At 59.2% G+C, this 25,211-nt stretch carries 25 protein-coding genes; 12 read left to right on the plus strand and 13 right to left on the minus strand.

What is annotated here, in order from left to right:
* Positions 1-7 precede the first annotated feature (7 nt).
* On the minus strand, positions 8-934 hold the full coding sequence (locus I6G83_RS04245) for a TIGR01212 family radical SAM protein (RefSeq protein ID WP_054307415.1): 927 nt from the start codon (positions 932-934) through the stop codon (positions 8-10).
* A 718-nt stretch (positions 935-1,652) separates the two neighbouring features.
* Between I6G83_RS04245 and gltB the strand changes: the two genes are divergently transcribed.
* Both gltB and I6G83_RS04255 read left to right on the plus strand, forming a co-directional pair.
* On the plus strand, positions 1,653-6,113 hold the full coding sequence (gene gltB, locus I6G83_RS04250) for a glutamate synthase large subunit (RefSeq protein ID WP_054307416.1): 4,461 nt from the start codon (positions 1,653-1,655) through the stop codon (positions 6,111-6,113).
* Positions 6,114-6,126: 13 nt separating this feature from the next.
* Entirely contained in the window at positions 6,127-7,545 is a 1,419-nt protein-coding gene (locus I6G83_RS04255; RefSeq protein ID WP_015961982.1) for a glutamate synthase small subunit, read from the plus strand.
* A gap of 133 nt (positions 7,546-7,678) precedes the next feature.
* Here the strand turns inward: I6G83_RS04255 and sspB are convergent, their stop codons facing one another.
* From sspB to zapE, 5 genes are all read right to left on the minus strand, one after another.
* Positions 7,679-8,173: a ClpXP protease specificity-enhancing factor gene (gene sspB / locus I6G83_RS04260; RefSeq protein WP_041411913.1), complete on the minus strand. Its 495-nt coding sequence runs from the start codon at positions 8,171-8,173 to the stop codon at positions 7,679-7,681.
* A 2-nt stretch (positions 8,174-8,175) separates the two neighbouring features.
* Positions 8,176-8,817 (minus strand): stringent starvation protein SspA, encoded by a 642-nt coding sequence (gene sspA, locus I6G83_RS04265; RefSeq protein ID WP_054307417.1) that lies wholly within the window; start codon positions 8,815-8,817, stop codon positions 8,176-8,178.
* 386 nt (positions 8,818-9,203) lie between these two features.
* Positions 9,204-9,596 carry a 30S ribosomal protein S9 gene (gene rpsI, locus I6G83_RS04270; protein WP_004937080.1) on the minus strand — a complete coding sequence of 131 codons (393 nt, stop codon included), beginning with the start codon at positions 9,594-9,596 and terminating at the stop codon, positions 9,204-9,206.
* A 15-nt stretch (positions 9,597-9,611) separates the two neighbouring features.
* Positions 9,612-10,040 carry a 50S ribosomal protein L13 gene (rplM, locus tag I6G83_RS04275; protein ID WP_015961989.1) on the minus strand — a complete coding sequence of 143 codons (429 nt, stop codon included), beginning with the start codon at positions 10,038-10,040 and terminating at the stop codon, positions 9,612-9,614.
* Between the two features lie 268 nt (positions 10,041-10,308).
* Positions 10,309-11,439 (minus strand): cell division protein ZapE, encoded by a 1,131-nt coding sequence (gene zapE / locus I6G83_RS04280; protein ID WP_054307418.1) that lies wholly within the window; start codon positions 11,437-11,439, stop codon positions 10,309-10,311.
* A gap of 265 nt (positions 11,440-11,704) precedes the next feature.
* Here zapE and zapG point away from each other — a divergent pair, with 265 nt between their 5' ends.
* From zapG to I6G83_RS04300, 4 genes are all read left to right on the plus strand, one after another.
* Complete coding sequence (gene zapG / locus I6G83_RS04285; RefSeq protein WP_015961991.1) at positions 11,705-12,103, plus strand: Z-ring associated protein ZapG; 399 nt, start codon at positions 11,705-11,707, stop codon at positions 12,101-12,103.
* A gap of 192 nt (positions 12,104-12,295) precedes the next feature.
* The gene (gene degQ, locus I6G83_RS04290) at positions 12,296-13,663 is read left to right on the plus strand and encodes a serine endoprotease DegQ (RefSeq protein ID WP_062779223.1); all 1,368 of its coding nucleotides are present in this window, start codon (positions 12,296-12,298) and stop codon (positions 13,661-13,663) included.
* Between the two features lie 89 nt (positions 13,664-13,752).
* Positions 13,753-14,811: an outer membrane-stress sensor serine endopeptidase DegS gene (degS, locus tag I6G83_RS04295; protein ID WP_054307539.1), complete on the plus strand. Its 1,059-nt coding sequence runs from the start codon at positions 13,753-13,755 to the stop codon at positions 14,809-14,811.
* A 344-nt stretch (positions 14,812-15,155) separates the two neighbouring features.
* Positions 15,156-15,428: a DUF5862 family protein gene (locus tag I6G83_RS04300; RefSeq protein WP_054307540.1), complete on the plus strand. Its 273-nt coding sequence runs from the start codon at positions 15,156-15,158 to the stop codon at positions 15,426-15,428.
* A gap of 109 nt (positions 15,429-15,537) precedes the next feature.
* Here the strand turns inward: I6G83_RS04300 and murA are convergent, their stop codons facing one another.
* The 7 genes from murA to mlaF form a co-directional block, all read right to left on the minus strand.
* Positions 15,538-16,797: a UDP-N-acetylglucosamine 1-carboxyvinyltransferase gene (gene murA, locus I6G83_RS04305; protein WP_054307541.1), complete on the minus strand. Its 1,260-nt coding sequence runs from the start codon at positions 16,795-16,797 to the stop codon at positions 15,538-15,540.
* A gap of 144 nt (positions 16,798-16,941) precedes the next feature.
* Positions 16,942-17,196: a BolA family iron metabolism protein IbaG gene (gene ibaG / locus I6G83_RS04310; RefSeq protein ID WP_015961996.1), complete on the minus strand. Its 255-nt coding sequence runs from the start codon at positions 17,194-17,196 to the stop codon at positions 16,942-16,944.
* A 138-nt stretch (positions 17,197-17,334) separates the two neighbouring features.
* Positions 17,335-17,637, minus strand: a complete 303-nt coding sequence (gene mlaB / locus I6G83_RS04315; RefSeq protein WP_015961997.1) for a lipid asymmetry maintenance protein MlaB — start codon at positions 17,635-17,637, stop codon at positions 17,335-17,337.
* Entirely contained in the window at positions 17,637-18,266 is a 630-nt protein-coding gene (gene mlaC, locus I6G83_RS04320; RefSeq protein ID WP_015961998.1) for a phospholipid-binding protein MlaC, read from the minus strand. The genes mlaB and mlaC overlap by 1 nt, the downstream gene beginning before the upstream one ends.
* Before the next feature lie 14 nt (positions 18,267-18,280).
* Positions 18,281-18,805 (minus strand): outer membrane lipid asymmetry maintenance protein MlaD, encoded by a 525-nt coding sequence (gene mlaD / locus I6G83_RS04325; protein ID WP_054307542.1) that lies wholly within the window; start codon positions 18,803-18,805, stop codon positions 18,281-18,283.
* Between the two features lie 4 nt (positions 18,806-18,809).
* Positions 18,810-19,592: a lipid asymmetry maintenance ABC transporter permease subunit MlaE gene (mlaE, locus tag I6G83_RS04330; RefSeq protein WP_015962000.1), complete on the minus strand. Its 783-nt coding sequence runs from the start codon at positions 19,590-19,592 to the stop codon at positions 18,810-18,812.
* A gap of 16 nt (positions 19,593-19,608) precedes the next feature.
* Positions 19,609-20,412: a phospholipid ABC transporter ATP-binding protein MlaF gene (gene mlaF, locus I6G83_RS04335; protein ID WP_015962001.1), complete on the minus strand. Its 804-nt coding sequence runs from the start codon at positions 20,410-20,412 to the stop codon at positions 19,609-19,611.
* 339 nt (positions 20,413-20,751) lie between these two features.
* Here mlaF and I6G83_RS04340 point away from each other — a divergent pair, with 339 nt between their 5' ends.
* From I6G83_RS04340 to lptB, 6 genes are all read left to right on the plus strand, one after another.
* Positions 20,752-21,729, plus strand: a complete 978-nt coding sequence (locus I6G83_RS04340) for a calcium/sodium antiporter (RefSeq protein ID WP_054307543.1) — start codon at positions 20,752-20,754, stop codon at positions 21,727-21,729.
* Positions 21,730-21,745: 16 nt separating this feature from the next.
* Entirely contained in the window at positions 21,746-22,732 is a 987-nt protein-coding gene (gene kdsD / locus I6G83_RS04345) for an arabinose-5-phosphate isomerase KdsD (RefSeq protein ID WP_054307544.1), read from the plus strand.
* Between the two features lie 62 nt (positions 22,733-22,794).
* Positions 22,795-23,349 carry a 3-deoxy-manno-octulosonate-8-phosphatase KdsC gene (gene kdsC / locus I6G83_RS04350; protein ID WP_054307545.1) on the plus strand — a complete coding sequence of 185 codons (555 nt, stop codon included), beginning with the start codon at positions 22,795-22,797 and terminating at the stop codon, positions 23,347-23,349.
* Positions 23,346-23,924, plus strand: a complete 579-nt coding sequence (lptC, locus tag I6G83_RS04355; RefSeq protein WP_015962005.1) for an LPS export ABC transporter periplasmic protein LptC — start codon at positions 23,346-23,348, stop codon at positions 23,922-23,924. Before kdsC ends, lptC begins: the two co-directional genes overlap by 4 nt.
* On the plus strand, positions 23,893-24,429 hold the full coding sequence (lptA, locus tag I6G83_RS04360) for a lipopolysaccharide ABC transporter substrate-binding protein LptA (RefSeq protein WP_054307546.1): 537 nt from the start codon (positions 23,893-23,895) through the stop codon (positions 24,427-24,429). Before lptC ends, lptA begins: the two co-directional genes overlap by 32 nt.
* A gap of 6 nt (positions 24,430-24,435) precedes the next feature.
* On the plus strand, positions 24,436-25,161 hold the full coding sequence (lptB, locus tag I6G83_RS04365) for an LPS export ABC transporter ATP-binding protein (protein WP_015962007.1): 726 nt from the start codon (positions 24,436-24,438) through the stop codon (positions 25,159-25,161).
* The last annotated feature ends 50 nt before the right edge of the window (positions 25,162-25,211 follow it).

Here is a 25,211-nt window from a genome sequence, read left to right on the forward strand (position 1 = left end):
ACGGCGCTCAGGGATGGTAACGATCGGCGAGGCCCAGCGCCGAGCCCTGGGCGCCATGCCGCTGCAGATAGCCGCCGACCGCCTGCATGCCGCTCCAGCGGTTTGCGCACCATAATGGTGCCAGCAGCGTCGGGGGACGCGCGCTGGCCGAGATGCGGTGGAACACCACCTCACGCGGCGTATGGCGAATCATTTCGCCGGCGCTGGCGGCGTACTCGTCCAGCGTCAGCGTCGCCAGCCGGCCGGCCTGCCAGGCGCGGGCCATCGTGCTGCCGCTGACGATATGCAGCGGGTGCAGCTTAATGCCGTCCACGCCGCCGTCGACCACCGCCCGCAGCGTCGCCAGATGGTCGGCCGGCGTTTCGCCCGGCAGGCCGACAATCAGGTGACAGCACACTTTCAGCCCCCGCTGGCGCGCCAGCCTGGCGGTCTGTTGATAACAGCAGAAATCATGGCCCCGGTTGATGCGTTTCAGCGTTTTATCGCGCGCGCTCTGCAGCCCCAGCTCCAGCCAGACTTCATAGCCGGCGTCGCGATAGCCGGCCAGCAGGTCGAGCGCCGCGGCGGGCACGCAGTCCGGCCGGGTGCCGACGCACAGCCCCACCATCGCGCTCTGCGCCAGCGCCTGACCGTACAGCGCCTGCAGCCGCTCCACTTCGGCATAGGTGCTGGTATAAGCCTGAAAGTACGCCAGATAGCGCCTGGCGCGCTGCGTTTTCTGCGCCTGCGCCGCCAGCTGTTCGACGATGCTCTGCCGCTGCATCTGCTCATCGGCAAACGACGCCACGTTGCAAAAGGTGCAGCCGCCGCGCCCCAGCGTGCCGTCGCGGTTCGGGCAGCTGAAGCCGCCGTGCAGCGTCAGTTTATGGATCTTTTCTCCGTAGCGCCGCTGAAGATCGGCGCCAAACATATTGACTAATTGCGGCAACTGCATATTCTGGATGGTTCTCTGTGTTCAAAGCCGCCGATGCTAATAAGAAACGACTTTTCCCACGATGACAGAGATCAACGCTTTTTCTCAAAGGCGCACCTCGGCATAACTATTCATTATAAACGCAAATAAAATCACCCCGCCCGCGATGAATTTTTCTAATTCCTTAGCAGTTATTTAGCGCTATATGACAAGACGATGAAAAATAGTGATAAACATTGGAATAGTCTTACACATCAGCATAATGCTCTGATATTAGCGCCCGCACTAGCATGGTGCAGAGATTCGAACCTTGCACTATAGTGAGACAGCTCACATTTCTTCGGCGGCGTCAGTGCGCCCTTACGTCAGTAAATCCCCATAAAAATATAAATATTTCATATAGATAAACCGTTAATGGCGAATGTAAAGGCGGTTTAAGCCCATATTTGACCTGCGTATTCTTTCTGGATTAAGTTGGAAGTCCGCTGGAAGCTTTCTGGACGGGCAAACGACTCGTCATAATTATGCAGTAATTTAAAGACTCCCTCTTAAAACAAGTAGTCACCACTTGTGATAACCGTCACGAGAGGCCATTAACGGAGGGCGCAAAAGCAGATTGGATTATTCACCATCATGATGTCTTTCATGGGGGGATAAGCCGTCGGCGTTCGCCTGAAGTTGGGAAGCCCCCTCGCAGTAGGTTGTGAGAGTCATGCAGAGCCTGGGGAGGTTCACTGATATGTTGTACGATAAATCCCAAGAGAGGGACAACTGTGGTTTCGGCCTGATCGCCCACATAGAAGGCGAACCTAGCCACAAGGTAGTGCGTACCGCGATCCACGCACTGGCCCGTATGCAACACCGTGGCGCCATCCTTGCCGACGGCAAGACCGGCGACGGCTGTGGCCTGTTATTGCAAAAGCCCGATCGTTTCTTCCGTATGGTTGCGGAAGAGCGCGGCTGGCGTTTAGCCAAAAACTATGCCGTCGGCATGATGTTCCTCAGCCAAAACGAGGAAGAAGCCCGCGCCAGCCGCCGCATTGTTGAAGAAGAGCTGCAGAATGAAACGCTGTCGATCGTCGGCTGGCGCGAAGTGCCGACCAACCCGGACGTGCTGGGCGAGATCGCCCTGTCGTCGCTGCCGCGTATCGAACAAATCTTTGTCAATGCCCCGGCCGGCTGGCGTCCGCGCGATCTGGAGCGCCGCCTGTTCGTTGCCCGTCGCCGCATTGAAAAACGTATTCAGGACGACAGCTTCTACGTCTGCAGCTTCTCCAACCTGGTGACCATCTACAAAGGCCTGTGCATGCCGGCCGATCTGCCGCGTTTTTATCTCGACCTGGCCGATCTGCGTCTGGAATCCGCCATTTGTCTGTTCCACCAGCGCTTCTCCACCAATACCGTGCCGCGCTGGCCGCTGGCGCAACCGTTTCGCTATCTGGCGCACAACGGCGAGATCAACACCATTACCGGCAACCGCCAGTGGGCGCGCGCGCGCACCTATAAATTCCAGACGCCGCTGATCCCGGACCTGCAGTCCGCCGCGCCGTTCATTAACGAAACCGGCTCCGACTCCAGCTCAATGGACAATATGCTGGAGCTGCTGCTGGCGGGCGGCATGGATCTGATCCGCGCCATGCGCCTGCTGGTGCCGCCGGCCTGGCAGAATAACCCGGAGATGGATGGCGATCTGCGCGCCTTCTTCGACTTTAACTCTATGCATATGGAGCCGTGGGACGGCCCGGCGGGCATCGTGATGTCCGACGGCCGCTACGCCGCCTGTAACCTCGACCGCAACGGCCTGCGCCCGGCGCGCTACGTCATAACCAAAGACAAGCTGATCACCTGCGCCTCTGAAGTCGGCATCTGGGACTATCAGCCGGACGAAGTGGTGGAAAAAGGCCGCGTCGGCCCGGGCGAGCTGATGGTGATCGACACCCGCAGCGGCCGCATCCTGCACTCCGCCGAAACCGATAACGACCTGAAGAGCCGCCACCCGTATAAAGAGTGGATGGAGAAGAACGTCAAGCGTCTGGTGCCGTTTGAAGACCTGCCGGAAGAGCAGGTGGGCAGTCGTCAGCTGGACGACGCACTGCTGGAGACCTACCAGAAGCAGTTCGGCTACAGCAGCGAAGAGCTGGACCAGGTGATCCGCGTGCTGGGTGAGATTGGCCAGGAAGCCACCGGCTCGATGGGCGACGATACGCCGTTCGCCGTGCTCTCCAGCCGTCCGCGCATTATCTACGACTATTTCCGTCAGCAGTTCGCGCAGGTCACCAACCCGCCGATCGACCCGCTGCGCGAGGCGCACGTAATGTCGCTGGCCACCAGCATCGGCCGCGAGATGAACGTGTTCTGCGAAGCGGAAGGCCAGGCGCACCGCCTTAGCTTCAAATCGCCGATCCTGCTGTACTCCGACTTCAAACAGCTCACCACGCTGGAAGGCGAATACTACCGCGCCGACACGCTCGACCTGACCTTTGACCCGAGCGAGCAGGAGCTGGAACAGAAAATCCGCGCGCTGTGCGACGAGGCGGAACAGAAAGTGCGCGATGGCGCGGTGCTGCTGGTGCTGTCTGACCGCGCCATCGCCCCGAACCGCCTGCCGGTACCGGCGCCGATGGCGGTCGGCGCGGTGCAGACGCGTCTGGTGGACAAGAGCCTGCGCTGCGACGCCAACATCATCGTGGAAACGGCCAGCGCGCGCGACCCGCACCACTTCGCCGTGCTGCTGGGCTTCGGCGCCACCGCCATCTACCCGTACCTGGCCTATGAAACGCTGGCCAAACTGGTGGACAACCAGACCATCGACAAGAAATACCGCGAAGTGATGCTGAACTACCGCAACGGCATCAACAAGGGGCTGTACAAGATCATGTCCAAAATGGGCATCTCGACCGTCGCCTCTTACCGCTGCTCCAAACTGTTTGAAGCCGTCGGCCTGCACCGCGATCTGTCCGACCTGTGCTTCCAGGGCGTAGTCAGCCGCATCAACGGCGCCAGCTTCAGCGACTTCCAGCAGGATCTGCAGAACCTCTCCAAGCGCGCCTGGCTGAAGCGCAAGCCGCTGGATCAGGGCGGCCTGCTGAAGTTCGTCCACGGCGGCGAATACCACGCCTACAACCCGGACGTGGTCAACAGCCTGCAGCAGGCGGTGCACAGCGGCGACTATGCCGACTACCAGCGTTACGCCAAACTGGTTAACGAGCGCCCGGTCGCCACGCTGCGCGATCTGCTGGCGATTACCCCGCAGGGCGAGCCGATTCCGGTCGATCAGGTCGAGCCGGCCGAAGCGCTGTTTACCCGCTTCGATACCGCGGCGATGTCGATCGGCGCCCTGAGTCCGGAAGCGCACGAGTCGCTGGCGGTGGCGATGAACGGCCTCGGCGGCTTCTCTAACTCCGGCGAAGGCGGCGAAGACCCGGCGCGTTACGGCACCAACAAGGTCTCGCGCATCAAGCAGGTGGCCTCCGGGCGCTTCGGCGTCACCCCGGCCTACCTGGTGAACGCCGACGTGATCCAGATTAAAGTCGCTCAGGGCGCCAAGCCGGGCGAAGGCGGCCAGCTGCCGGGTGATAAGGTCACCCCGTACATCGCCAAACTGCGTTATTCGGTGCCGGGCGTGACGCTGATCTCGCCGCCGCCGCATCACGATATCTACTCGATTGAAGATTTGGCGCAGCTGATTTTCGACCTCAAGCAGGTGAACCCGAAGGCGGTGATCTCGGTCAAGCTGGTTTCCGAACCGGGCGTGGGCACCATCGCCACCGGCGTTGCCAAAGCCTATGCCGATCTGATCACCATCGCCGGCTATGACGGCGGCACCGGCGCCAGCCCGCTGACGTCGGTGAAGTATGCCGGCTGCCCGTGGGAACTGGGCCTGGTGGAAACCCAGCAGGCGCTGGTGGCCAACGGCCTGCGTCATAAAATCCGCCTGCAGGTGGACGGCGGCCTGAAAACCGGCGTCGATATCGTCAAGGCGGCGATTCTGGGGGCGGAAAGCTTCGGCTTCGGTACCGGGCCGATGGTGGCGCTGGGCTGTAAATACCTGCGTATCTGCCACCTGAACAACTGCGCGACCGGCGTGGCGACCCAGGATGAAAAACTGCGCCGCGATCACTATCACGGCCTGCCGGAACGCGTCACCAACTACTTCCATTTCATCGCGCGTGAAACCCGCGAGATTATGGCGCAGCTGGGCGTCAGCCAACTGGTGGATCTGATTGGCCGCACCGAGTTCCTCAGCGAGCTGGACGGCATTTCCGCCAAGCAGAACAAGCTGGATCTGTCGCCGCTGCTGCAGACCGCCACGCCGCATCCGGGCAAGGCGCTGTACTGCACCGAAGGCAGCAACCCGCCGTTCGACCACGGTTTGCTGAACAAAGAGCTGCTGGCGCAGGCGCAGCCGTACGTGGAAGAGAAGCATAGCAAGGCGTTCTACTTCGATATCCGCAATACCGACCGTTCCGTCGGCGCCAGCCTGTCCGGAGCCATCGCCAGCGTACACGGCGATCAGGGCATGGCCGCCGATCCGATCAAGGCGCACTTCTCCGGCACCGCGGGCCAGAGCTTCGGCGTCTGGAACGCCGGCGGCGTAGAGCTGACCCTGACCGGCGACGCCAACGACTACGTCGGCAAGGGCATGGCCGGCGGCAGCATCGCGGTGCGTCCGCCGCTGGGCTCCGCTTTCCGCAGCCATGAAGCCAGCATCATCGGCAACACCTGCCTGTACGGCGCTACCGGCGGCAAGCTGTTCGCCGCGGGCCGCGCCGGCGAGCGTTTCGCCGTGCGTAACTCCGGCGCCATCACCGTGGTGGAAGGCATCGGCGATAACGGTTGTGAATACATGACCGGCGGCATCGTCTGCGTGCTGGGTAAAACCGGCATCAACTTCGGCGCCGGCATGACGGGCGGCTTCGCCTATGTGCTGGATGAGGACGGCGAATTCCGCAAGCGCGTCAACCCGGAACTGGTGGAAGTGCTGGAAGTCGATCAGCTGGCGATTCACGAAGAACACCTGCGCGGCCTGATCACCGAGCACGTACAGGCGACCGGCTCTTCCCGCGCGGAAGAGATGCTGGCCAACTGGCCGACCTGGGTGGCGAAGTTCGCACTGGTCAAGCCAAAGTCCAGCGATGTGAAGGCATTGTTGGGTCACCGTAGTCGTTCCGCAGCTGAGCTGCGGGTTCAGGCGCAGTAAGAGGTAGGTCATAATGAGTCAGAATGTTTATCAATTTATCGACCTGCAGCGCGTTGATCCGCCGAAGAAACCGCTGAAGATCCGTAAAATCGATTTCGTGGAGATCTACGAACCGTTTTCGGATTCGCAGGCCGAAGCGCAGGCGGACCGCTGTCTGTCCTGCGGCAACCCGTATTGCGAGTGGAAGTGCCCGGTGCACAACTACATCCCGAACTGGCTGAAGCTGGCGAACGAGGGCCGCATCATGGAGGCGGCGGATCTGGCGCACCAGACCAACAGCCTGCCGGAAGTGTGCGGCCGCGTCTGCCCGCAGGATCGCCTGTGTGAAGGCTCCTGTACGCTGAACGACGAGTTCGGCGCGGTGACCATCGGCAATATCGAGCGCTATATCAACGATAAAGCCATCGAAATGGGCTGGAAACCGGATATGTCGCACGTCCAGCCGACCGGCAAGCGCGTGGCGATCGTCGGCGCCGGCCCGGCCGGCCTGGCCTGTGCCGACGTGCTGACCCGCAACGGCGTGCAAGCCGTGGTCTACGATCGTCATCCGGAGATCGGCGGCCTGCTGACCTTCGGCATCCCGGCGTTCAAGCTGGAGAAAGAGGTGATGATCAAGCGCCGTGAAATCTTCAGCGAGATGGGCATCGAGTTCCAGCTCAATACGGAAATCGGCAAGGACGTCACGCTGGAGGCATTGATCGACGAGTTCGACGCGGTGTTCCTCGGCGTCGGCACCTACCAGTCGATGCGCGGCGGCCTGGAGAACGAAGAGGCGCCGGGCGTGTATGACGCCCTGCCGTTCCTGATCGCCAACACCAAGCAGCTGATGGGCTACCCGAGCAGTGAGCAGGAGCCGTACGTCAGCATGGAAGGCAAGCGCGTGGTGGTGCTGGGCGGCGGCGATACCGCGATGGACTGCGTACGCACCTCCATCCGTCAGGGCGCCACCCAGGTGACCTGCGCCTACCGTCGCGACGAGGCGAATATGCCGGGCTCCAAGCGCGAGGTGACCAACGCGCGTGAGGAAGGCGTCGAGTTCCAGTTCAACCTGCAGCCGCTCAGCATTGAGCTGAACGCCGCCGGGCGCGTCGCCGGCGTGAAAATGGTGCGCACCCAGCTCGGCGAACCGGACGCCAACGGCCGTCAGGCGGCAGAGCCGGTGCCGGGATCCGAGCACGTGCTGGATGCCGATGCGGTGGTGATGGCCTTTGGCTTCCGCCCGCACGCGATGAACTGGCTGGCGGCGCACGACGTCCAGCTCGACAAACAGGGGCGCATCGTGGCGCCGGAAGGCAGCGATAACGCCTTCCAGACCAGCAACCCGAAAATCTTCGCCGGCGGCGATGCGGTGCGCGGTTCCGATCTGGTGGTGACGGCGATTGCCGAAGGGCGCAAAGCCGCCGACGGCATCCTGAACTACCTGGAAGTGTAAGCCCGCAGCGACGGCTTAAGCGATGATATAAAACGGCTTCCTTTGGGAAGCCGTTTTTTTATTCGGCAGGCCGAATATAAAAAAGGCACAGCATGCTTGCTGTGCCTGGTTCAAACTCACACGGGCGCGGCGCTTACTTCACGACGCGCAGCGCCGGGCGCCCGCCGCGTGGCGGCTGCGGCGGCTCATCGTCCGGATCGTTATCGTCAGCGTTATCAGGCCGATCGCCGTCGATGACCGACATCAGGCTTTCGGAAGGCACCGTCTCCAGCTCGTCGAAAGCGCCGTCGGTTTCATCGTAAGCGGCTTCCGGTTCGAACATGGTTCCCGCACCGTTCTCACGGGCGTAAATCGCCAGTACGGCGGCCAACGGCACCAAAACCTGACGCGGTACGCCGCCGAAGCGCGCGTTAAAGCTCACTTCGTTGTCGCCCAGCTGCAGGTTGCCGACCGCGCGCGGCGCAATGTTCAGTACGATCTGACCATCGCGCGCGAACTCCATGGGAACCTGCACGTCCGGACGCGTTACGTCGACCACCAGATGCGGCGTCAGCTGGTTGTCCAGCAGCCAGTCATAAAACGCCCGCAGCAGATAAGGGCGGCGCGGCGTCATCTGCGACATATCCATGGTTAACCCCGGGTGTGCAGGCGCATTTCGCGTTCGGCTTCGGTCAGCGAGGCCAGGAACGCATCACGCTCGAAGACGCGGGTCATATAGCCTTTCAGCTCTTTGGAGCCGGCGCCGTTCAGTTCAATGCCCAGCTGCGGCAGACGCCACAGCAGCGGCGCCAGGTAGCAATCCACCAGGCTGAACTCTTCGCTCATGAAATACGGCGCCTGGGCGAAGATCGGCGCAATGGCCAGCAGCTCTTCACGCAGTTGGCGACGGGCAGATTCGGCTTCCTGACCGCTGCTCTGCTCGATCTTGTACATCAGCGAATACCAGTTCTTTTCGATGCGCAGCATCATCAGGCGGCTTTCACCACGCGCCACCGGATAGACCGGCATCAGCGGCGGATGCGGGAAGCGCTCGTCCAGGTATTCCATGATGATGCGGGACTCATACAGCGTCAGCTCGCGATCGACCAGCGTCGGCACCGTTTGGTAAGGATTGAGGTCGATCAGATCCTGCGGCAGGTTATCCGGTTCAACCTGCTCAATCTCGACGCTGACACCTTTTTCCGCCAGTACGATACGTACTTGATGGCTAAAAATGTCGGTCGGGCCAGAAAACAGCGTCATTACCGAACGTTTGTTGGCAGCGACAGCCATGAAAACCTCCAAGTTTTATCTAGAAAATACTGCGAATAGCCAACTTAGCCCCGCAGCGCGCACCCTGCCCCCGGCAAAGTGAAAACGCGTGGGAATATCAGGCCGCTATCCTGAATGATCTTGACCGCAGGCCAGCAGCACGCAGGTAACCTTGGGTCTGGAAAGCGGCCTCGGAGGTAACTGGCGGCAACTGCTCGGCGAACAGGCGCAAAAGTGGATGATAGTTTACCAGATTTTGCCCGTTTTGTGGGGAGCGGGCGGCGATTTCATCACTATTTGTCTGACAGCGCGCAGATTTAGCCGCGCCGGAGGGGGATTTCAGGCATAAAAAAACCCGGTGAAACACCGGGTTTTTCGCATAATTTGTTCTGCCGCAGCAGAAAAAATTAACGCTTGGAGAACTGCGGACGACGGCGTGCTTTACGCAGACCGACTTTCTTACGTTCAACCTGACGCGCGTCACGAGTGACGAAGCCAGCTTTACGCAGTTCAGAACGCAGAGTCTCGTCGTATTCCATCAGCGCACGGGTGATACCGTGGCGGATAGCACCAGCTTGACCAGAAATGCCGCCACCTTTAACGGTGATGTACAGATCCAGTTTGCCAACCATGTCGACCAGTTCCAGCGGCTGACGAACTACCATGCGGGCAGTTTCGCGACCGAAGTACTGTTCCAGGCTGCGCTGGTTGATAACGATGTTACCGTTGCCCGGCTTGATAAAGACGCGAGCGGCGGAGCTTTTGCGGCGACCAGTGCCGTAGTATTGATTTTCAGCCATTGCCATTAATCCCGATTAAATGTCCAGAACTTGCGGTTGCTGTGCCGCGTGATTGTGCTCGGTGCCCGCGTAAACTTTCAGTTTACGGAACATTGCACGACCCAACGGACCCTTTGGCAGCATGCCTTTAACCGCGATTTCAATCACACGCTCAGGACGGCGGGCAATCATCTCTTCAAAGGTCGCTTCTTTGATACCACCGATGTGGCCGGTGTGGTGGTAGTACATCTTGTCGTTACGCTTGTTGCCGGTTACAGCAACTTTGTCAGCGTTCAGAACGATGATGTAATCACCGGTATCAACGTGCGGGGTGTATTCCGCTTTATGCTTGCCGCGCAGACGACGAGCCAGTTCAGTAGCGAGACGGCCCAAAGTTTTACCGTTCGCATCAACAACGTACCAGTCGCGTTTTACGGTCTCTGGTTTAGCTGTAAAAGTTTTCATTAAAAGCTTACCCAATAATTAGTTACACGTTGGTGAACACCCAAACGCTCGAAAACAGTTGAGGCTCACACGACCATCAAGTCCAGCAAACCTACCCCTTCGAATAGCCATTGCCGGCACTATAAAGTTTTTGGGAAAAAAAACTTTGTTGTAACGTGGGGTCGCAAGATTATAGAGAAGTCACCCGCAAAGATCGAACAGTTTTTGCAGGAAAAATGCATTTTAGCGCCGCCGGACGGGCCCCCGCCGCGCGGAGGCCGCCGGGGTGTCACGGCAGGTGCGGCAGCTTCAGATATTCTTCGCTCTGCATCTCCTGCAGGCGCGACAGGCAGCGCTGGTATTCAAACTTCAGCCGTTCGCCCTGGTAAATCTCGAACATCGGCGCCTCGGCGGCGATCACCAGCTTGACGTGACGCTCGTAAAACTCATCCACCAGCGCCAGGAAACGGCGCGCGGTGCTCTCCTTCAACGGCCCCATCACCCGCACGTTATGCAGGATCACGCTGTGGTACAGGCGCGACAGCGCAATGTAATCCAGCTGGCTGCGCGCCTCTTCACACAGCGTGTGGAAATCCACCGCCAGCACGCCGTCGGCCGCACGCAGCGCCTGCAGCGGCCGGTGATTAATCTCCAGCACCGGCGCCGCGTCGCCGCCCTTGCCCGCCAGCTTGTCGAAGATATCGTCCAGCGCCTGCCCGGTCTGCGCGTTCAGCGGCGTCAGGTAGAGGTGCGCCTGAGTCAGCGTGCGCAGGCGATAGTCAATGCCGGCGTCCACGTTCATCACGTCGCAATAGTCGTTGATCAGATCGATAGCCGGCAGGAAGCGCGCGCGCTGCAGGCCGTTGCGGTACAGCTCGTCCGGCGGGATGTTCGAGGTGGCCACCAGCGTAATGCCGCGGGCGAACAGCGCCTGCAGCAGCGTCGCCAGCAGCATGGCGTCGGTGATGTCGGAAACAAAGAACTCGTCAAAGCACAGCACGTCCGCCTGCTTCTTGAAGCCGTCGGCAACGATCTCCAGCGGGTTTTCCTGCCCCTGCAGCTGCGCCAGCTCTTCGTGCACCCGCAGCATAAAGCGGTGAAAGTGCAGCCGCAGTTTGCGATCCCCCGGCAGGCTGTGGAAAAACATATCCATCAGCCAGGTTTTGCCGCGCCCGACGCCGCCCCACATATACAGCCCCTGAACCGGGCGCTGCGCCGCCGGGCGGCTGTCTTTCCCCAGCCAGCGGCTGAGCTTGCCGCGCAGACCGCCGGCCGCCGCCGGCGTCTCGGGCGTCTGTTGCACCAATTGCTGATAAATGGCGTCCAATTGGCTGACCGCCCGGCGCTGCACCTCATCGGGCTGATAGTCGCCGGCGTCCAGCGCCTGCTGGTAACGTGTTAACGGTGATGGTGAATACATGTTGCCTAATGTTCCCTGCAATCGCTCCGTCCGCCCCCGCTGGCGCGCAGCGCGGATAAAGAATTTATTTAGCCCATTTTAGCCGCGCGTTACCGGTCAGATTTCCGGTTATCGCCACATTTTCCCGCATTGCGGCCCGCTGAAAACCCCGGAAAAGCCAAGGTAAAAGCGCTTCAGGATTCCACTCGGACAAGGTTAACGGTTATAGTGGATATTATTAAGTGAAAAATCCCTGCGGAACAACGAAGTCACAATAGGAGTCATCATGACCTGGGAGTATGCGCTGATTGGTTTGGTGGTCGGTATCGTCATCGGTGCGGTAGCGATGCGCTTTGGTAACCGTAAACTACGTCAACAACAGGTTTTGCAAAACGAACTGGATAAAAGCAAAACCGAGCTGGAAGAGTACCGTCAGGAACTGGTCGGCCATTTTGCCCGCAGTGCGGAACTGCTGGATAACATGGCGCGCGACTATCGTCAGCTCTATCAGCATATGGCGAAAAGCTCCAACAACCTGCTGCCGGACCTGCCGATGCAGGAGAACCCGTTCCGCTATCGTCTGAGCGAATCCGAAGCGGATAACGATCAGGCGCCGGTTGAAATGCCGCGCGACTACTCCGAAGGCGCTTCCGGTCTGCTGCGTGGCGCGCCGCGCCGCGACTGACCGTCGTTTTTTCAGCCCGCGTAATTTTTGCGCGGGCTTTTGACCTTCCCCCCTCCCCCCGATGCAATTCCTGCGCTATCCTAAAGCCTTAAATGGATGTTGGCGGTGAACTTCTGACGCAAATTCACGGTCTTAACCTTACCTTTAGTGGTTAATTAATTTCACCGGCAGGTAATGAGAGAGTTATTATCAATGAAAAAAAAGTCGTTAATTCTTAGTGCATTAGCAATGAGTGTTGGCCTGACGCTTACCGCCGTACCGGTAGCCAACGCGGCCTTGCCGCTCGCCGTTCAGGGGCAGCAGCTGCCGAGCCTGGCGCCGATGCTGGAAAAAGTCTTACCCGCCGTGGTCAGCGTGCATATTGAAGGAACTCAGGTGCAGCGCCAACGTTTGCCGGAAGAGTTCAAATATTTCTTCGGCCCTAATTTCCCTACACAGAAGCAAAGTTCGCGTCCGTTTGAAGGCCTGGGTTCAGGCGTGATTATCGACGCGGCCAAAGGCTATATTCTTACCAACAACCACGTCATCGCCAACGCCGACAAAATCAAGGTGCAGCTCAATGACGGCCGCGAGTTCGACGCCAAGCTGCTGGGCCGCGACGAACAGACCGACATCGCGCTGCTGCAGATCACCGCCAAGAACCTGAGCGCGGTGAAAATGGCCGACTCCGATAAGCTGCGCGTCGGCGACTTCGCCGTTGCCGTCGGCAACCCGTTCGGCCTGGGGCAAACCGCCACCTCCGGCATTATCTCCGCGTTGGGACGCAGCGGCCTCAACCTGGAAGGGCTGGAGAACTTTATCCAGACCGACGCCTCGATTAACCGCGGCAACTCCGGCGGCGCGCTGGTGAACCTGAACGGCGAGCTGATCGGCATCAACACCGCCATTCTGGCGCCGGGCGGCGGCAATATCGGCATCGGCTTCGCCATTCCCAGCAATATGGCGCAGAACCTGAGCCAGCAGCTGATCGAATTCGGCGAAGTGAAACGCGGCCTGCTCGGCATCAAGGGCAGCGAGATGACCGCCGATATCGCCAAAGCCTTTAATACCGACGCGCAGCGCGGCGCCTTCGTCAGCGAAGTGCTGCCGAAGTCCGCCGCGGCCAAGGCCGGTATCAAAGCCGGCGACATTCTGATCTCCGTCGACGGCAAGCCTATCGGCAGCTTTGCCGAACTGCGCGCCAAGGTCGGCACCACCGCGCCGGGCAAAACCATCAAGATCGGCCTGCTGCGCGACGGCAAGCAGCAGGAGGTGGCCGTCACGCTGGACAACAGCGAAACCGCCTCCACCAGCGCTGACACCCTGTCTCCGGCCCTGCAGGGCGCTTCGCTGAGCAACGGCGCGCTGCCGGGCGGCGAGAAAGGCGTGAAGATCGACAACGTCGGCAAAGGTACGCCGGCGGCGCAGATGGGCCTGCAAAAAGGCGATGTGATTATCGGCATCAACCGCCAGCGCGTCGAAAGCATCACCGCGCTGCGTAAAGTTCTGGCGGCCAAGCCGCCGGTCATGGCGCTGAACATCGTCCGCGGCGGCGAAACCATTTACCTGCTAATGCGTTAATTTGTACAAAAACCGGGGGCAGTGCCATACTGTGCCCGGTTAACTCGTGCTATTCTCCGTTCATCCTTTATTTTATCTGTTAAAACTCCATGTTTGCTAAGCTCTTGCGTTCCGCTGTTATTGGTTTGATCGTTGCCGGCCTGCTATTGGCAGCGCTTCCCGTGCTGCGTTATTCCAATCAACTGTTTGCAGAGAAAGTGGAGAATACCGCCGACGAAACCCCGGCCGGCTATAACAAGGCGGTGCGCCGCGCTGCGCCTGCGGTGGTCAATATCTACAACCGCAACATGAACGGCGCGCCCAATGTGCTGTCCCTCGGTTCCGGCGTCATCATGAACGACCACGGCTATATCCTGACCAACCGCCACGTGATCAAGGATGCGCAGCAGATCACCGTGGTGCTGCAGGACGGCCGCCGCTACGAAGCGCTGCTGGTCGGCTCCGACAGCCTGACCGATCTGGCGGTGCTGAAGATCGATCCGGGCAACCTGCCGGTCATTCCCATCAACACCAAGCGCATCGCGCATATCGGCGACGTGGTGCTGGCGATCGGCAACCCGTATAACCTTGGCCAGACCGTTACTCAGGGGATTATCAGCGCCACCGGACGCATCAGCCTGAGCACCACCGGCCGCCAAACCTTCCTGCAGACCGATGCCTCCATCAACCGCGGCAACTCCGGCGGCGCGCTGGTAAACTCGCTGGGCGAGCTGATGGGGATCAACACCCTGACCTATGACAAGGTCACCAACGGGGAAACGCCGGAGGGGCTGGGCTTCGCCATTCCCACCGAACTGGCCAGCAAGATTATGGATAAGCTGATCCGCGACGGCCGCGTCATTCGCGGCTACTTCGGCATCCAGGGCAAAGAGATTATCCCGCTGCGCACCTCCAACAGCGGTATCGACCGCCTGCAGGGGATTATCGTGACCGAAATTACGCCGAGCGGCCCGGCGGCCAACGCCAATTTCCATATCAACGATATTATCATCAACGTCAATAACAAGCCGGCGGTCTCCGTACTGGAAACCATGGATCAGGTAGCGGAAATCCGTCCCGGCACCACCATCCCGGTGATCGTGCTGCGCGACGGCAAACGCATCACGCTGCAAATGACGGTGGGTGAGTTCCCGGAAGACAACAATTAGGAATTAACACGCGCTGGTTGATGCCTCAGCCGGCGCAGCACATTTGCCGCCCCTCAGTGTCCGCCGGCGGCAACCGCCGCGTAGCAAATGTTAAAGATAATCAGCAGCATAATAAGTTTATCGTTCATTTAAATAAATTTAATAAATACCAAAATAGAAACATATTCAGTTCAATTTTATTAGTGAAAAATAAATCATTATTTTCATACCGAAGTATTTATTTATTTTTTGTTCTCTTGTATTTTTAAACACGCAACTTCTAGAGCAATCCTATTTCCCGACGCTTGGAAAGCTGCATCTATATAAAAAATAAATTTATTGATATTTAAATATAAGGACATTACATGCGTGAATTAAACAATAAAGAACTGACTACCGTCAGCGGTGGTACATTCGATGGCATGATCTGGGGCATCATGGACGGCATCGCCAGCGGCGCTGGCATGGCTAAATTCGCGACCGGCGGCAGCATCATGTTTGGCGCCTTCGCTCAACTGGTTGGCGTTGTTATTGCCCCAATTATCGGCGGATTCGTCGGCGGCGTAATTGGTCTGCTGACCGATCGTGAGACCGTCGCCGATTATGCACAACGCTATCGCGAAACGATGGGTCGATAATTCAGATATTCATGTCTAATTAATAAGAATGCACCTGAATAGATGCATTTTATAATGCTGAACCAATAATTATGCATTACGCCTTGCGGAGGCGTAATGCATTTTTTATTTATTCGCCTTTTACGCGCTCGATATTCGCGCCCAGCGCACGCAGTTTATCTTCGATCCGCTCATAGCCGCGATCGATATGATAAATACGGTCAACGATGGTCACGCCGTCGGCAATACAGCCGGCCAGCACCAGGCTGGCGGACGCACGCAGGTCGGTCGCCATCACCTGCGCGCCGGACAGCTGTTCAACGCCGTGGCAGATCACCGTGTTGCTTTCGATTTCCGCGTGTGCGCCCATGCGGATCAGCTCCGGCACGTGCATAAAGCGGTTTTCGAAGATGGTTTCGGTGATAACGCCGGTGCCTTCGGCCACCAGGTTCAGCAGGCTGAACTGCGCCTGCATATCGGTCGGGAAGCCCGGGTGCGGCGCGGTGCGCACGGTAATAGCCTTCGGCCGCTGGCCGTGCATATCCAGGCTGATCCAATCTTCGCCGACTTCGATGTCCGCCCCGGCCTCACGCAGCTTGGCCAGCACCGCATCCAGCGTATCAGGACGGGTATCGCGGCACAGCACCTTGCCGCCGGAGATCGCCGCCGCCACCAGGAAGGTGCCGGTTTCGATACGGTCAGGCAGAACGCGGTACACGCCGCCGCCCAGGCGCTCAACGCCCTCAATGGTGATCTTGTCGGTGCCGGCGCCGCTGATTTTCGCCCCCAGTGTATTCAGGAACTCGGCGGTATCGACGATTTCCGGCTCGCGCGCGGCGTTTTCAATCACGGTGGTGCCCGTCGCCAGCGTGGCGGCGCTCATGATGGTGACGGTGGCGCCCACGCTCACCTTGTCCATCACGATATGCGCGCCCTTCAGACGGCCGTCGACGGAGGCCTTCACATAGCCTTCTTCCAGTTTGATCTCGGCGCCCAGCTGTTCCAGACCGGTGATATGCAGATCGACCGGACGCGCGCCGATGGCGCAGCCGCCCGGCAGAGAAACCTGGCCGTGGCCGAAACGAGCGACCAGCGGGCCCAGCGCCCAGATGGAAGCGCGCATGGTTTTCACCAGATCGTAAGGCGCGCAGAGTTCGTTGACATTGCTGGCGTCAACAAACACCGAACCGTTGCGTTCAATTTTCACACCCAGCTGGCTCAGCAGCTTGATGGTGGTATCGATGTCTTTCAGTTTGGGAACATTCTGTAACTCAACCGGCTCTTCTGCCAACAACGCGGCAAACAGAATCGGCAGGGCGGCGTTTTTCGCCCCGGAAATAGCCACTTCCCCGCTCAGGCGGGTACGGCCCTGCACTCGAAATTTATCCATCTAATGACTCTCTGTTGTCTCGTCCACAATACCCGCGACCCACGCCGCCGCACACTGGCCGCCCGCAGGCGCGCCGCCGCGCTCCCTGACCTGCGCCGTTGGTCAACCGGGTATCAACGCTGCCGGCCCGAAAGGCCCGCAGCCTTAAAATCCGTTGAGTTTGCGATCCCGCTTCCACTCTTCAGGGGTGTATGCCTTGATCGACAGGGCATGAATACGGTTGTCGGCAATATATTCCATCAGCGGCGCATAGATCGCCTGCTGCTGTTTGACGCGGCTCATGGCGCCGAACAGTTCACCGACCGCAATCACCTGAAAGTGGCTGCCGTCGCCCGTTACCTGTACTTCTTCCAGCGCCAATGCGTTCATCAGCACGTCTTTAATTTCGCTATTTTCCATGGTATCCCGTTCTGCAGCAAAGGATCATAATCAGCCTGATATCTTAGAGGAATACGGCGCTTTCTTAAACTAAAGAAAAAGCCCCTGCAGAACAGGGGCTTTGAGAAATGTTGTTGCCGTCGCACCGCCAAATCACGCCTAACCCTGCGTCTCGACAGGCATTATCTCCTGCAGATTGTACAGGGCGATCAGCGTTTTCAGGCGGTCGGTCGCGCCGGAAATTTTCAATTCCACGCCGTTATGCAGCTGTTCGGCACGCAGATGCACCAGCAACGCCAGACCGGAGGAGTCCACGCGGCGCAGCTGCGCCACGTCAATCGCCGTTTTGCCCTTCAGCAGCTCGGCGCGCTGCCGCCACAGCGGCAGCAGCGTTTCCCGGTCCAGATCGCCGTGCAGCACCAGCGTCTGCGGCTGGTCGTCAAAGCGCAGGGACTCGGCCATTACTGTTTCTGATCCAGCGTAATCGGCTGTTTGGCCGCCGCCTGCAGCTGCTGGGTCAGGCCGTCGATGCCTTTGGTGCGCAGCGTTGACGCCCACTCGTTCTGCTTGGTGGTGATCATGCTGACGCCTTCGGCAATCATGTCGTACGCCTGCCAGTGGCCGGTTTTGCTGTTTTTACGCCATTGGAAATCGAGGCGCACCGGCGGACGGCCGTTGGTATCGATAATGGTGACGCGAATCGCCACGATGTTGGCGTCCCCCAGCGGCTGCTGCGGTGCAATCTGGTAGGTCTGGCCGTGGTACAGCGCCAGCGCCTGGCCGTACGCCTGTTCCAGGTAAGCCTGGAACGCGGTGAAGTAGGCTTCACGCTGCGCCGGCGTCGCTTCTTTGTAATAGCGGCCCAGCACCAGCGCGCCGGCGTATTTCACCTGAACGTACGGCATCAGCTCTTCATGCACGATGGCGCGCAGAGAGTTCGGATCCTGCTTGATTTTCGGCTGCTCGGTTTTCAGACGGGTAAAGGTCTTCTCCGCCGCCTCTTGCATCATGCTGTACGGGTTGGTCTGGTCCGCCGCGCTCGCCAGCGGTGCAACCACCAACAGGGCAACCATCAATAAACGTTTAAACATGCAGGTATCCTCTTTTAATGACTCGGGGCGGCTGCCGGTGCAGCAGCTGCATCCGGCTTGGCTTCATCCTGACCGCCGCTTTTATACAGGAACTGGCCGATCAGATCTTCCAGCACCATCGCTGATTTCGTGTCCTGAATGGTGCCGCCGTCCTTAAGAATGGCGGTGCCCATTTCCGGGTCTTCAAAGCCGACGTTCAGGGCAAGAAATTGTTCCCCCAGCAGGCCGGACGTGCGGACCGCCAATGAACTGGTATCCGGGATCTGGTTGTATTTGTCCTGAATATCCAATGCGACGCGCGGCGTATAGGTTTTCGGATCCAGCTCGATATCCGCTACGCGGCCGATCACCACCCCGCCAATCTTCACCGGCGAACGCGCCTTCAGGCCACCAATATTATCGAAGGTGGCGTAGATACGGTAGGTCGGCTCGTTGCCGATGGATTTCACATTGGCTACCTGCAGGCAGATAAAGATGATGGCGGCCAGCGCGATCAGCATAAATACCCCAACCCAGATTTCACTCTTCTTCGTTTGCATCGAATCAATTCCCAAACATCAGTGCTGTCAGCACAAAATCCAATCCCAACACCGCCAGAGACGAATGTACCACCGTTCTGGTCGTTGCCCGGCTAATCCCTTCAGAGGTCGGCACCGCATCATAACCGTTAAAGATAGCAATCCAGGTCACGGTTATCGCGAATACCACGCTCTTGATCACGCAGTTCAGCAGATCCTGACGCCATTCGACGGCGCCCTGCATCGCCGACCAGAAGAAGCCGCTGTCGATGCCTTTCCAATCCACGCCCACCATCGAACCGCCCCAGATGCCGACGGCGACGAAAATCAGGGTCAGCAGCGGCATGCTGATCATCCCGGCCCAGAAACGCGGCGCCACGATGCGACGCAGCGGGTCGACCGCCATCATTTCCAGGCTGGAGATCTGTTCGGTGGCCTTCATCAGGCCGATTTCTGCGGTCAGCGCGGAGCCTGCGCGTCCGGCGAACAGCAGCGCGGTCACCACCGGCCCCAGTTCACGCAGCAGCGACAGCGCCACCATCATGCCGAGGCTCGCCTCGGCGCTGTAGGTGGTCAGCACCAGGTACCCCTGCAGGCCCAGCACCATGCCGATAAACAGCCCGGAAACCATGATAATCAACAGCGACTGTACGCCGACGCTGTGTAATTGTTTGATCAGCAGCGGCCACTGCCTGCGTGGCTCCGGCCGTCCGATAAGCGCGCCCCACAGCATCAGACCGGCGCGCCCGAAGGCGGTGCTGATATTGATGCTACGGCGTCCAAGAGACGCTAACGCCTGTAATAACATGAGGATATCTACTCCCTTAGCCTAACAATGCGGCCTGGTAATCACCGGCCGGATAACGAAACGGCACCGGCCCGTCGGCAATACCATCCAGGAACTGGCGCACGCGCGCATCAGGATTGTTCTGTAACTGCGGTGCGGTTCCTTCGGCAATCACGCGGTGCTCCGCCACGATATAAGCGTAGTCGGCAATGCTCAGCACTTCCGGCACATCGTGCGACACCACAATACAGGTGATCCCCAGCGCATGGTTCAGCTCATCAATCAGCTTCACCAATACGCCCATGGTGATCGGATCCTGCCCGACAAACGGCTCGTCGAACATGATCAGCTGCGGGTCGAGCGCGATGGCCCGCGCCAGCGCCGCACGCCGCGCCATCCCGCCGGACAGTTCGTTCGGCATCAGATCCGCCGCGCCGCGCAGCCCCACCGCCTCAAGCTTCATCAGCACCGTGGTGCGAATCAGCGCCTCCGGCAGCTGGCTGTGCTCGCGCAGCGGGAAGGCCACGTTCTCAAACACGGTTAAATCGGTGAACAGCGCCCCGGACTGGAACAGCATGCTCATCTTCTTGCGCGCATCGTACAGCTTATGCCGCGACAGCGCGGGAATATTATCCCCGTCAAACCAGATTTCACCGCTATCCGGCGCCAGTTGCCCGCCGATCAGGCGCAGCAAGGTGGTCTTGCCGATGCCGGACGGCCCCATAATCGCCGTCACTTTACCACGGGGAACCGTCAGGTTGATGTCTTCAAATATCAGCCGATCGCCGCGGGAGAACGTCATACCGCGCACTTCGACCAGATTATCTGCCTGCTGGTGCATGTTATTGGATCCTTGTACGGCTGTGTGGGCTCTGTTACCCGCTGATAATAATCTACCGGGCGCCATACGGCGCATTTTTACAAAAACTTACCGCCATTTCCCTACCAATGATGCCATTAGTTTTACTTTTACGCTGCGCAGGGTCAAAATTAGTCACATCACGAAAAATAACGACACAGATTGGCGATAGCGCCCCACCATCGGCGCAGGCCAGTTATGACGGCCAGGTCAGACCAACGAACCGGGCCCCTGTCGCTTTCACGTCGCTGCCCTGCGTTCCGGCGCAGCTCGGCGATCGTCAGTGAAAGGTCTGGGGAATAGTGCCCGCAAAGGACTCGCATGTTTCTCGCAATAACATTATTTATCGTTGGCTTGTGTTTACTGGTATACGGCGCAGACCGGCTGGTTTACGGCGCGGCGGTGATCTCCCGTTCGCTGGGCGTGCCGCCGCTGATTATCGGCATGACGATCGTCGGCATCGGCACCTCGCTGCCGGAGCTGTTCGTGTCCGTCACTGCGGCGCTGAACGGCCAGAGCGATATGGCGGTCGGCAACGTCCTCGGCTCCAATATTACCAATATCCTGCTGATTTTAGGGGTTGCCGCGCTTATTCACCCGCTGGCGGCCCGCTCGGAGGTGCTGCGGCGCGAACTGCCGCTGATGTTGGCGGTCACAGTATTATGCGGCCTGGTGTTGATGGACAACCAGCTCAGCCGGCTGGACGGCGTACTGCTATTGGCCGCCGCCGCCGCTTTTATCGCCCTGATGCTGAAGATAGCGCGGCTGGCCCAGCGCGAAGGCTGCGACAGCTTGACCACGGAACAGCTTGCCGAACTGCCGCAGAACGGCAGCACCACCGTCGCCACGCTGTGGCTGGTGCTGGCGTTTATTATCCTGCCGCTCGCCTCGCGGATGGTGGTCGATAACGCCACGGTGATCGCCCACTATTTCGGCATGAGCGAGCTGGCGGTCGGCCTGACGCTGATCGCCGTCGGCACCAGCCTGCCCGAACTCGCCACGTCGATAGCCGGCGCGCTGAAAGGCGAAGACGACATGGCGATCGGCAGTATTATCGGCTCGAATATTTTCAATATGGCGATCGTGCTCGGCGTGCCCGCCCTGCTGTCGCCCAGCCGGCTCGACCCGGCCGCCTTCCAGCGCGATTACTGGGTGATGCTGGCGGCCAGCCTGGCGCTCAGCGCGCTTTGCATCGGACGCAAACATCGCATCGGCCATCTGGCGGGCGCTCTGTTATTATGTGGTTTTATTGCGTATCTTGCGCTGCTGTTTTTCAACCCATTCGCTACCTTTGGCTAAGAATACGAGAAAAAGCATGTCGAATATTGAGTTGCAACCTGGCTTTGATTTTCAACAGGCCGGTAAAGAAGTGCTCCAGATCGAACGCGACGGGCTGGCCCAGCTCGACCGCTACATCAACGACGACTTTACCCGCGCCTGCGAAAAAATCGCCGCCTGCAGCGGTAAAGTGGTGGTGATGGGCATGGGCAAATCCGGCCATATCGGCTGCAAGATTGCCGCGACCTTCGCCAGCACCGGCACCCCTTCATTCTTCGTGCACCCGGCGGAAGCCAGCCATGGCGATCTCGGCATGGTTACGCCACAGGACATCGTGCTCGCCATTTCCAACTCCGGCGAATCCAGTGAAATTCAGGCGCTGATCCCGGTGCTCAAACGCCAGCAAATCCCGATGATCTGCATGACCAACAACCCGGACAGTTCGATGGGCAAGGCGGCAGACATCCACCTGTGCATCAAGGTGCCGCAGGAAGCCTGCCCGCTGGGCCTGGCGCCGACCACCAGCACCACGGCGACCCTGGTGATGGGCGATGCGCTGGCGGTGGCGCTGCTGAAGGCGCGCGGCTTTACGCCGGAAGACTTCGCGCTGTCGCACCCCGGCGGCGCGCTGGGACGCCGCCTGCTGCTGCGCGTCAGCGACATTATGCACAGCGGCGACGATATTCCGCACGTTAGCGCCGACGCCACGCTGCGCGACGCCCTGTTGGAGATCACCCGCAAAAATCTGGGGATGACGGTGATCTGCGACGAGCAGATGCACATTGCCGGCATCTTTACCGACGGCGACCTGCGCCGCATCTTCGATCTGGGCATCGATCTGAACAGCGCCAAAATCGCCGACGTCATGACGCGCGGCGGCGTGCGCGTGCGCCCGCATACGCTGGCGGTAGACGCGCTGAACCTGATGCAGCAGCGCCATATCACCGCGCTGCTGGTTGCCGATGGCGACCAACTGCTGGGTGTGGTACATATGCATGACATGCTGCGCGCCGGCGTGGTGTGAGTTTTTAGCGGCGACAGGCGGCAAGAAACGCCGCGCTATTGAAATAATAATTAGGAAAATCAATGAGTATGGTTGAAACCTGCTACGGGCCGGTAACGCAAGACGTGATGGCGCGGGCCGGGAAAATCCGCCTGCTGATCTGCGACGTCGACGGCGTCCTATCGGACGGCCTGATTTATATGGGCAACAACGGCGAAGAACTGAAAGCTTTCAACGTGCGCGACGGCTACGGCATCCGCTGCCTGAAGACCTCTGACATTGAGGTCGGCATTATCACCGGACGCTCCGCCAAGCTGCTGGAAGACCGGGCAAAAACCCTGGGCATCAGCTATCTGTATCAGGGCCAGTCCGATAAGCTTTTGGCCTTCCGTGAACTGTTGGATACACTGTCGCTGTCGGCAGATCAGGTGGCCTATATCGGCGACGATCTGATCGACTGGCCGGTGATGGCGCAGGTCGGCCTGGCGGTAGCGGTGGCGGACGCCCACCCGCTGCTGACGCCGCGCGCCCACTACGTCACCCGCATCGCCGGCGGACGCGGCGCGGTGCGCGAACTGTGCGACATTATTCTTTTGGCTCAGAACAAGCTGGAGGACGCCAAAGGGCTGTCGATATGAGCAAAACCAAACGCTGGATCACCATTATACTGGCGCTGATCGTTCTGGCCCTGATCGGCTGGAATATGGCGGATTACGATGACGAACCGACGGCCGGGCCGGTAAACTCGGCGGACCCGACTTACCAGAGCCAGCAAACGGTCACCGTCGTCTATAACCCGGCCGGTAAATTAAACTATAAGCTGGTGGCGGAAAGCGCCAAGTACTATACCGCCGAAGAGCTGAGCTGGTTTACCCAGCCGGTGATGACGCTGTTTAACGAAAACGCCGTCGCCACCTGGTCGGTACGTTCCGACCGCGCCAAGCTGACTAAAGACCGCATGCTGTATCTGTACGGTCACGTTGAGGTGAACAGCCTGACCACCACCTCACAACTGGAAAAAATCAAAACGGACAACGCTCAGGTTAATCTGGTGACCCAGGATGTGTCCTCCGATGACGAAGTAACGCTGTACGGCGCGAATTTTAATTCTAACGGCATGAAAATGCGTGGGAACCTGCGGGACAAAACCGCTGAGCTGATTGATAAGGTTAAGACCAACTATGAAATTCAAACACAAAAAACCACTCCGTAGTCTGTTGATCGGCAGCCTGGTTTTGGCCGCCAGCGCCCCCGCCTGGGCGCTGAAATCTGACGCCAATCAGCCGGTGAGCATCGACTCGCTGAACCAGTCTCTGGATATGCAGAGCAACGTCAGCACCTTTACCGGCAATGTGGTGATCAAACAGGGCACCATCGAGATTAAGGCCGATAAAGTGGTGGTCACCCGTCCGGGCGGCGATCAGAACAAAACCTATATCGAAGCCTTCGGTAAGCCGGTAACCTTCTACCAGATGCAGGACAACGGCAAACCGGTAAAAGGACATTCGCTGAAGGTGCGTTACGACGTGGCGCCGCAGCTGGTGACCCTGACCGGCGACGCCTATCTGGAGCAGCTCGACAGCAACGTGAAGGGCGAGCGCATCACCTATCTGGTGCAGCAGCAGCAAATGCAGGCATACGGCGACAAGGGCAAACGCGTGAAGACCGTGCTGGTGCCGTCGCAGTTGCAGGACAAAAACGGTCAGAAGAGTAACTAATCACTTATGGCAACACTCATCGCAGAAAATCTGGCGAAAGCCTACAAGGGCCGTAAAGTCGTTGAAGACGTCAGCCTGAAAGTGAACTCCGGCGAAATCGTCGGGTTGCTGGGGCCGAACGGCGCGGGTAAAACCACCACCTTCTACATGGTGGTCGGCATCGTGCAGCGCGACGCCGGACGCATCGTCATCGATGACGAAGACATCAGCATCCTGCCGCTGCACGCGCGCGCGCGCCGCGGCATTGGCTATCTGCCGCAGGAAGCCTCAATCTTCCGTCGCCTGAGCGTCTACGACAACCTGATGGCGGTGCTGGAAATCCGCGACGATCTGAGCAGCGAACAACGCGCCGACCGGGCCAACGAGCTGATGGAAGAGTTCCATATCACCCATCTGCGCGACAGCCTGGGCCAGGCGCTGTCCGGCGGTGAACGCCGCCGCGTCGAAATTGCCCGCGCGCTGGCCGCCAACCCAAAATTCATCCTGTTGGACGAACCGTTCGCCGGGGTTGACCCGATTTCCGTTATCGATATTAAAAAAATCATCGAGCACCTGCGCGACAGCGGCCTGGGCGTGCTGATCACCGACCATAACGTGCGTGAAACGCTGGACGTCTGTGAACGCGCCTATATCGTCAGCCAGGGGCAGCTGATCGCCCACGGCACGCCGGAAGAGATTCTGAGCGATGAACAGGTGAAACGCGTTTATCTGGGCGAAGAATTCCGCCTGTAATGCCCTGCGTCAGCGATACGCAGCGGTTAACGGAAAAATAGAAAGAACAT

The organism is Serratia rubidaea (genome assembly GCF_016026735.1).
GTDB classification, from domain to species: Bacteria; Pseudomonadota; Gammaproteobacteria; order Enterobacterales; family Enterobacteriaceae; genus Serratia_B; species Serratia_B rubidaea.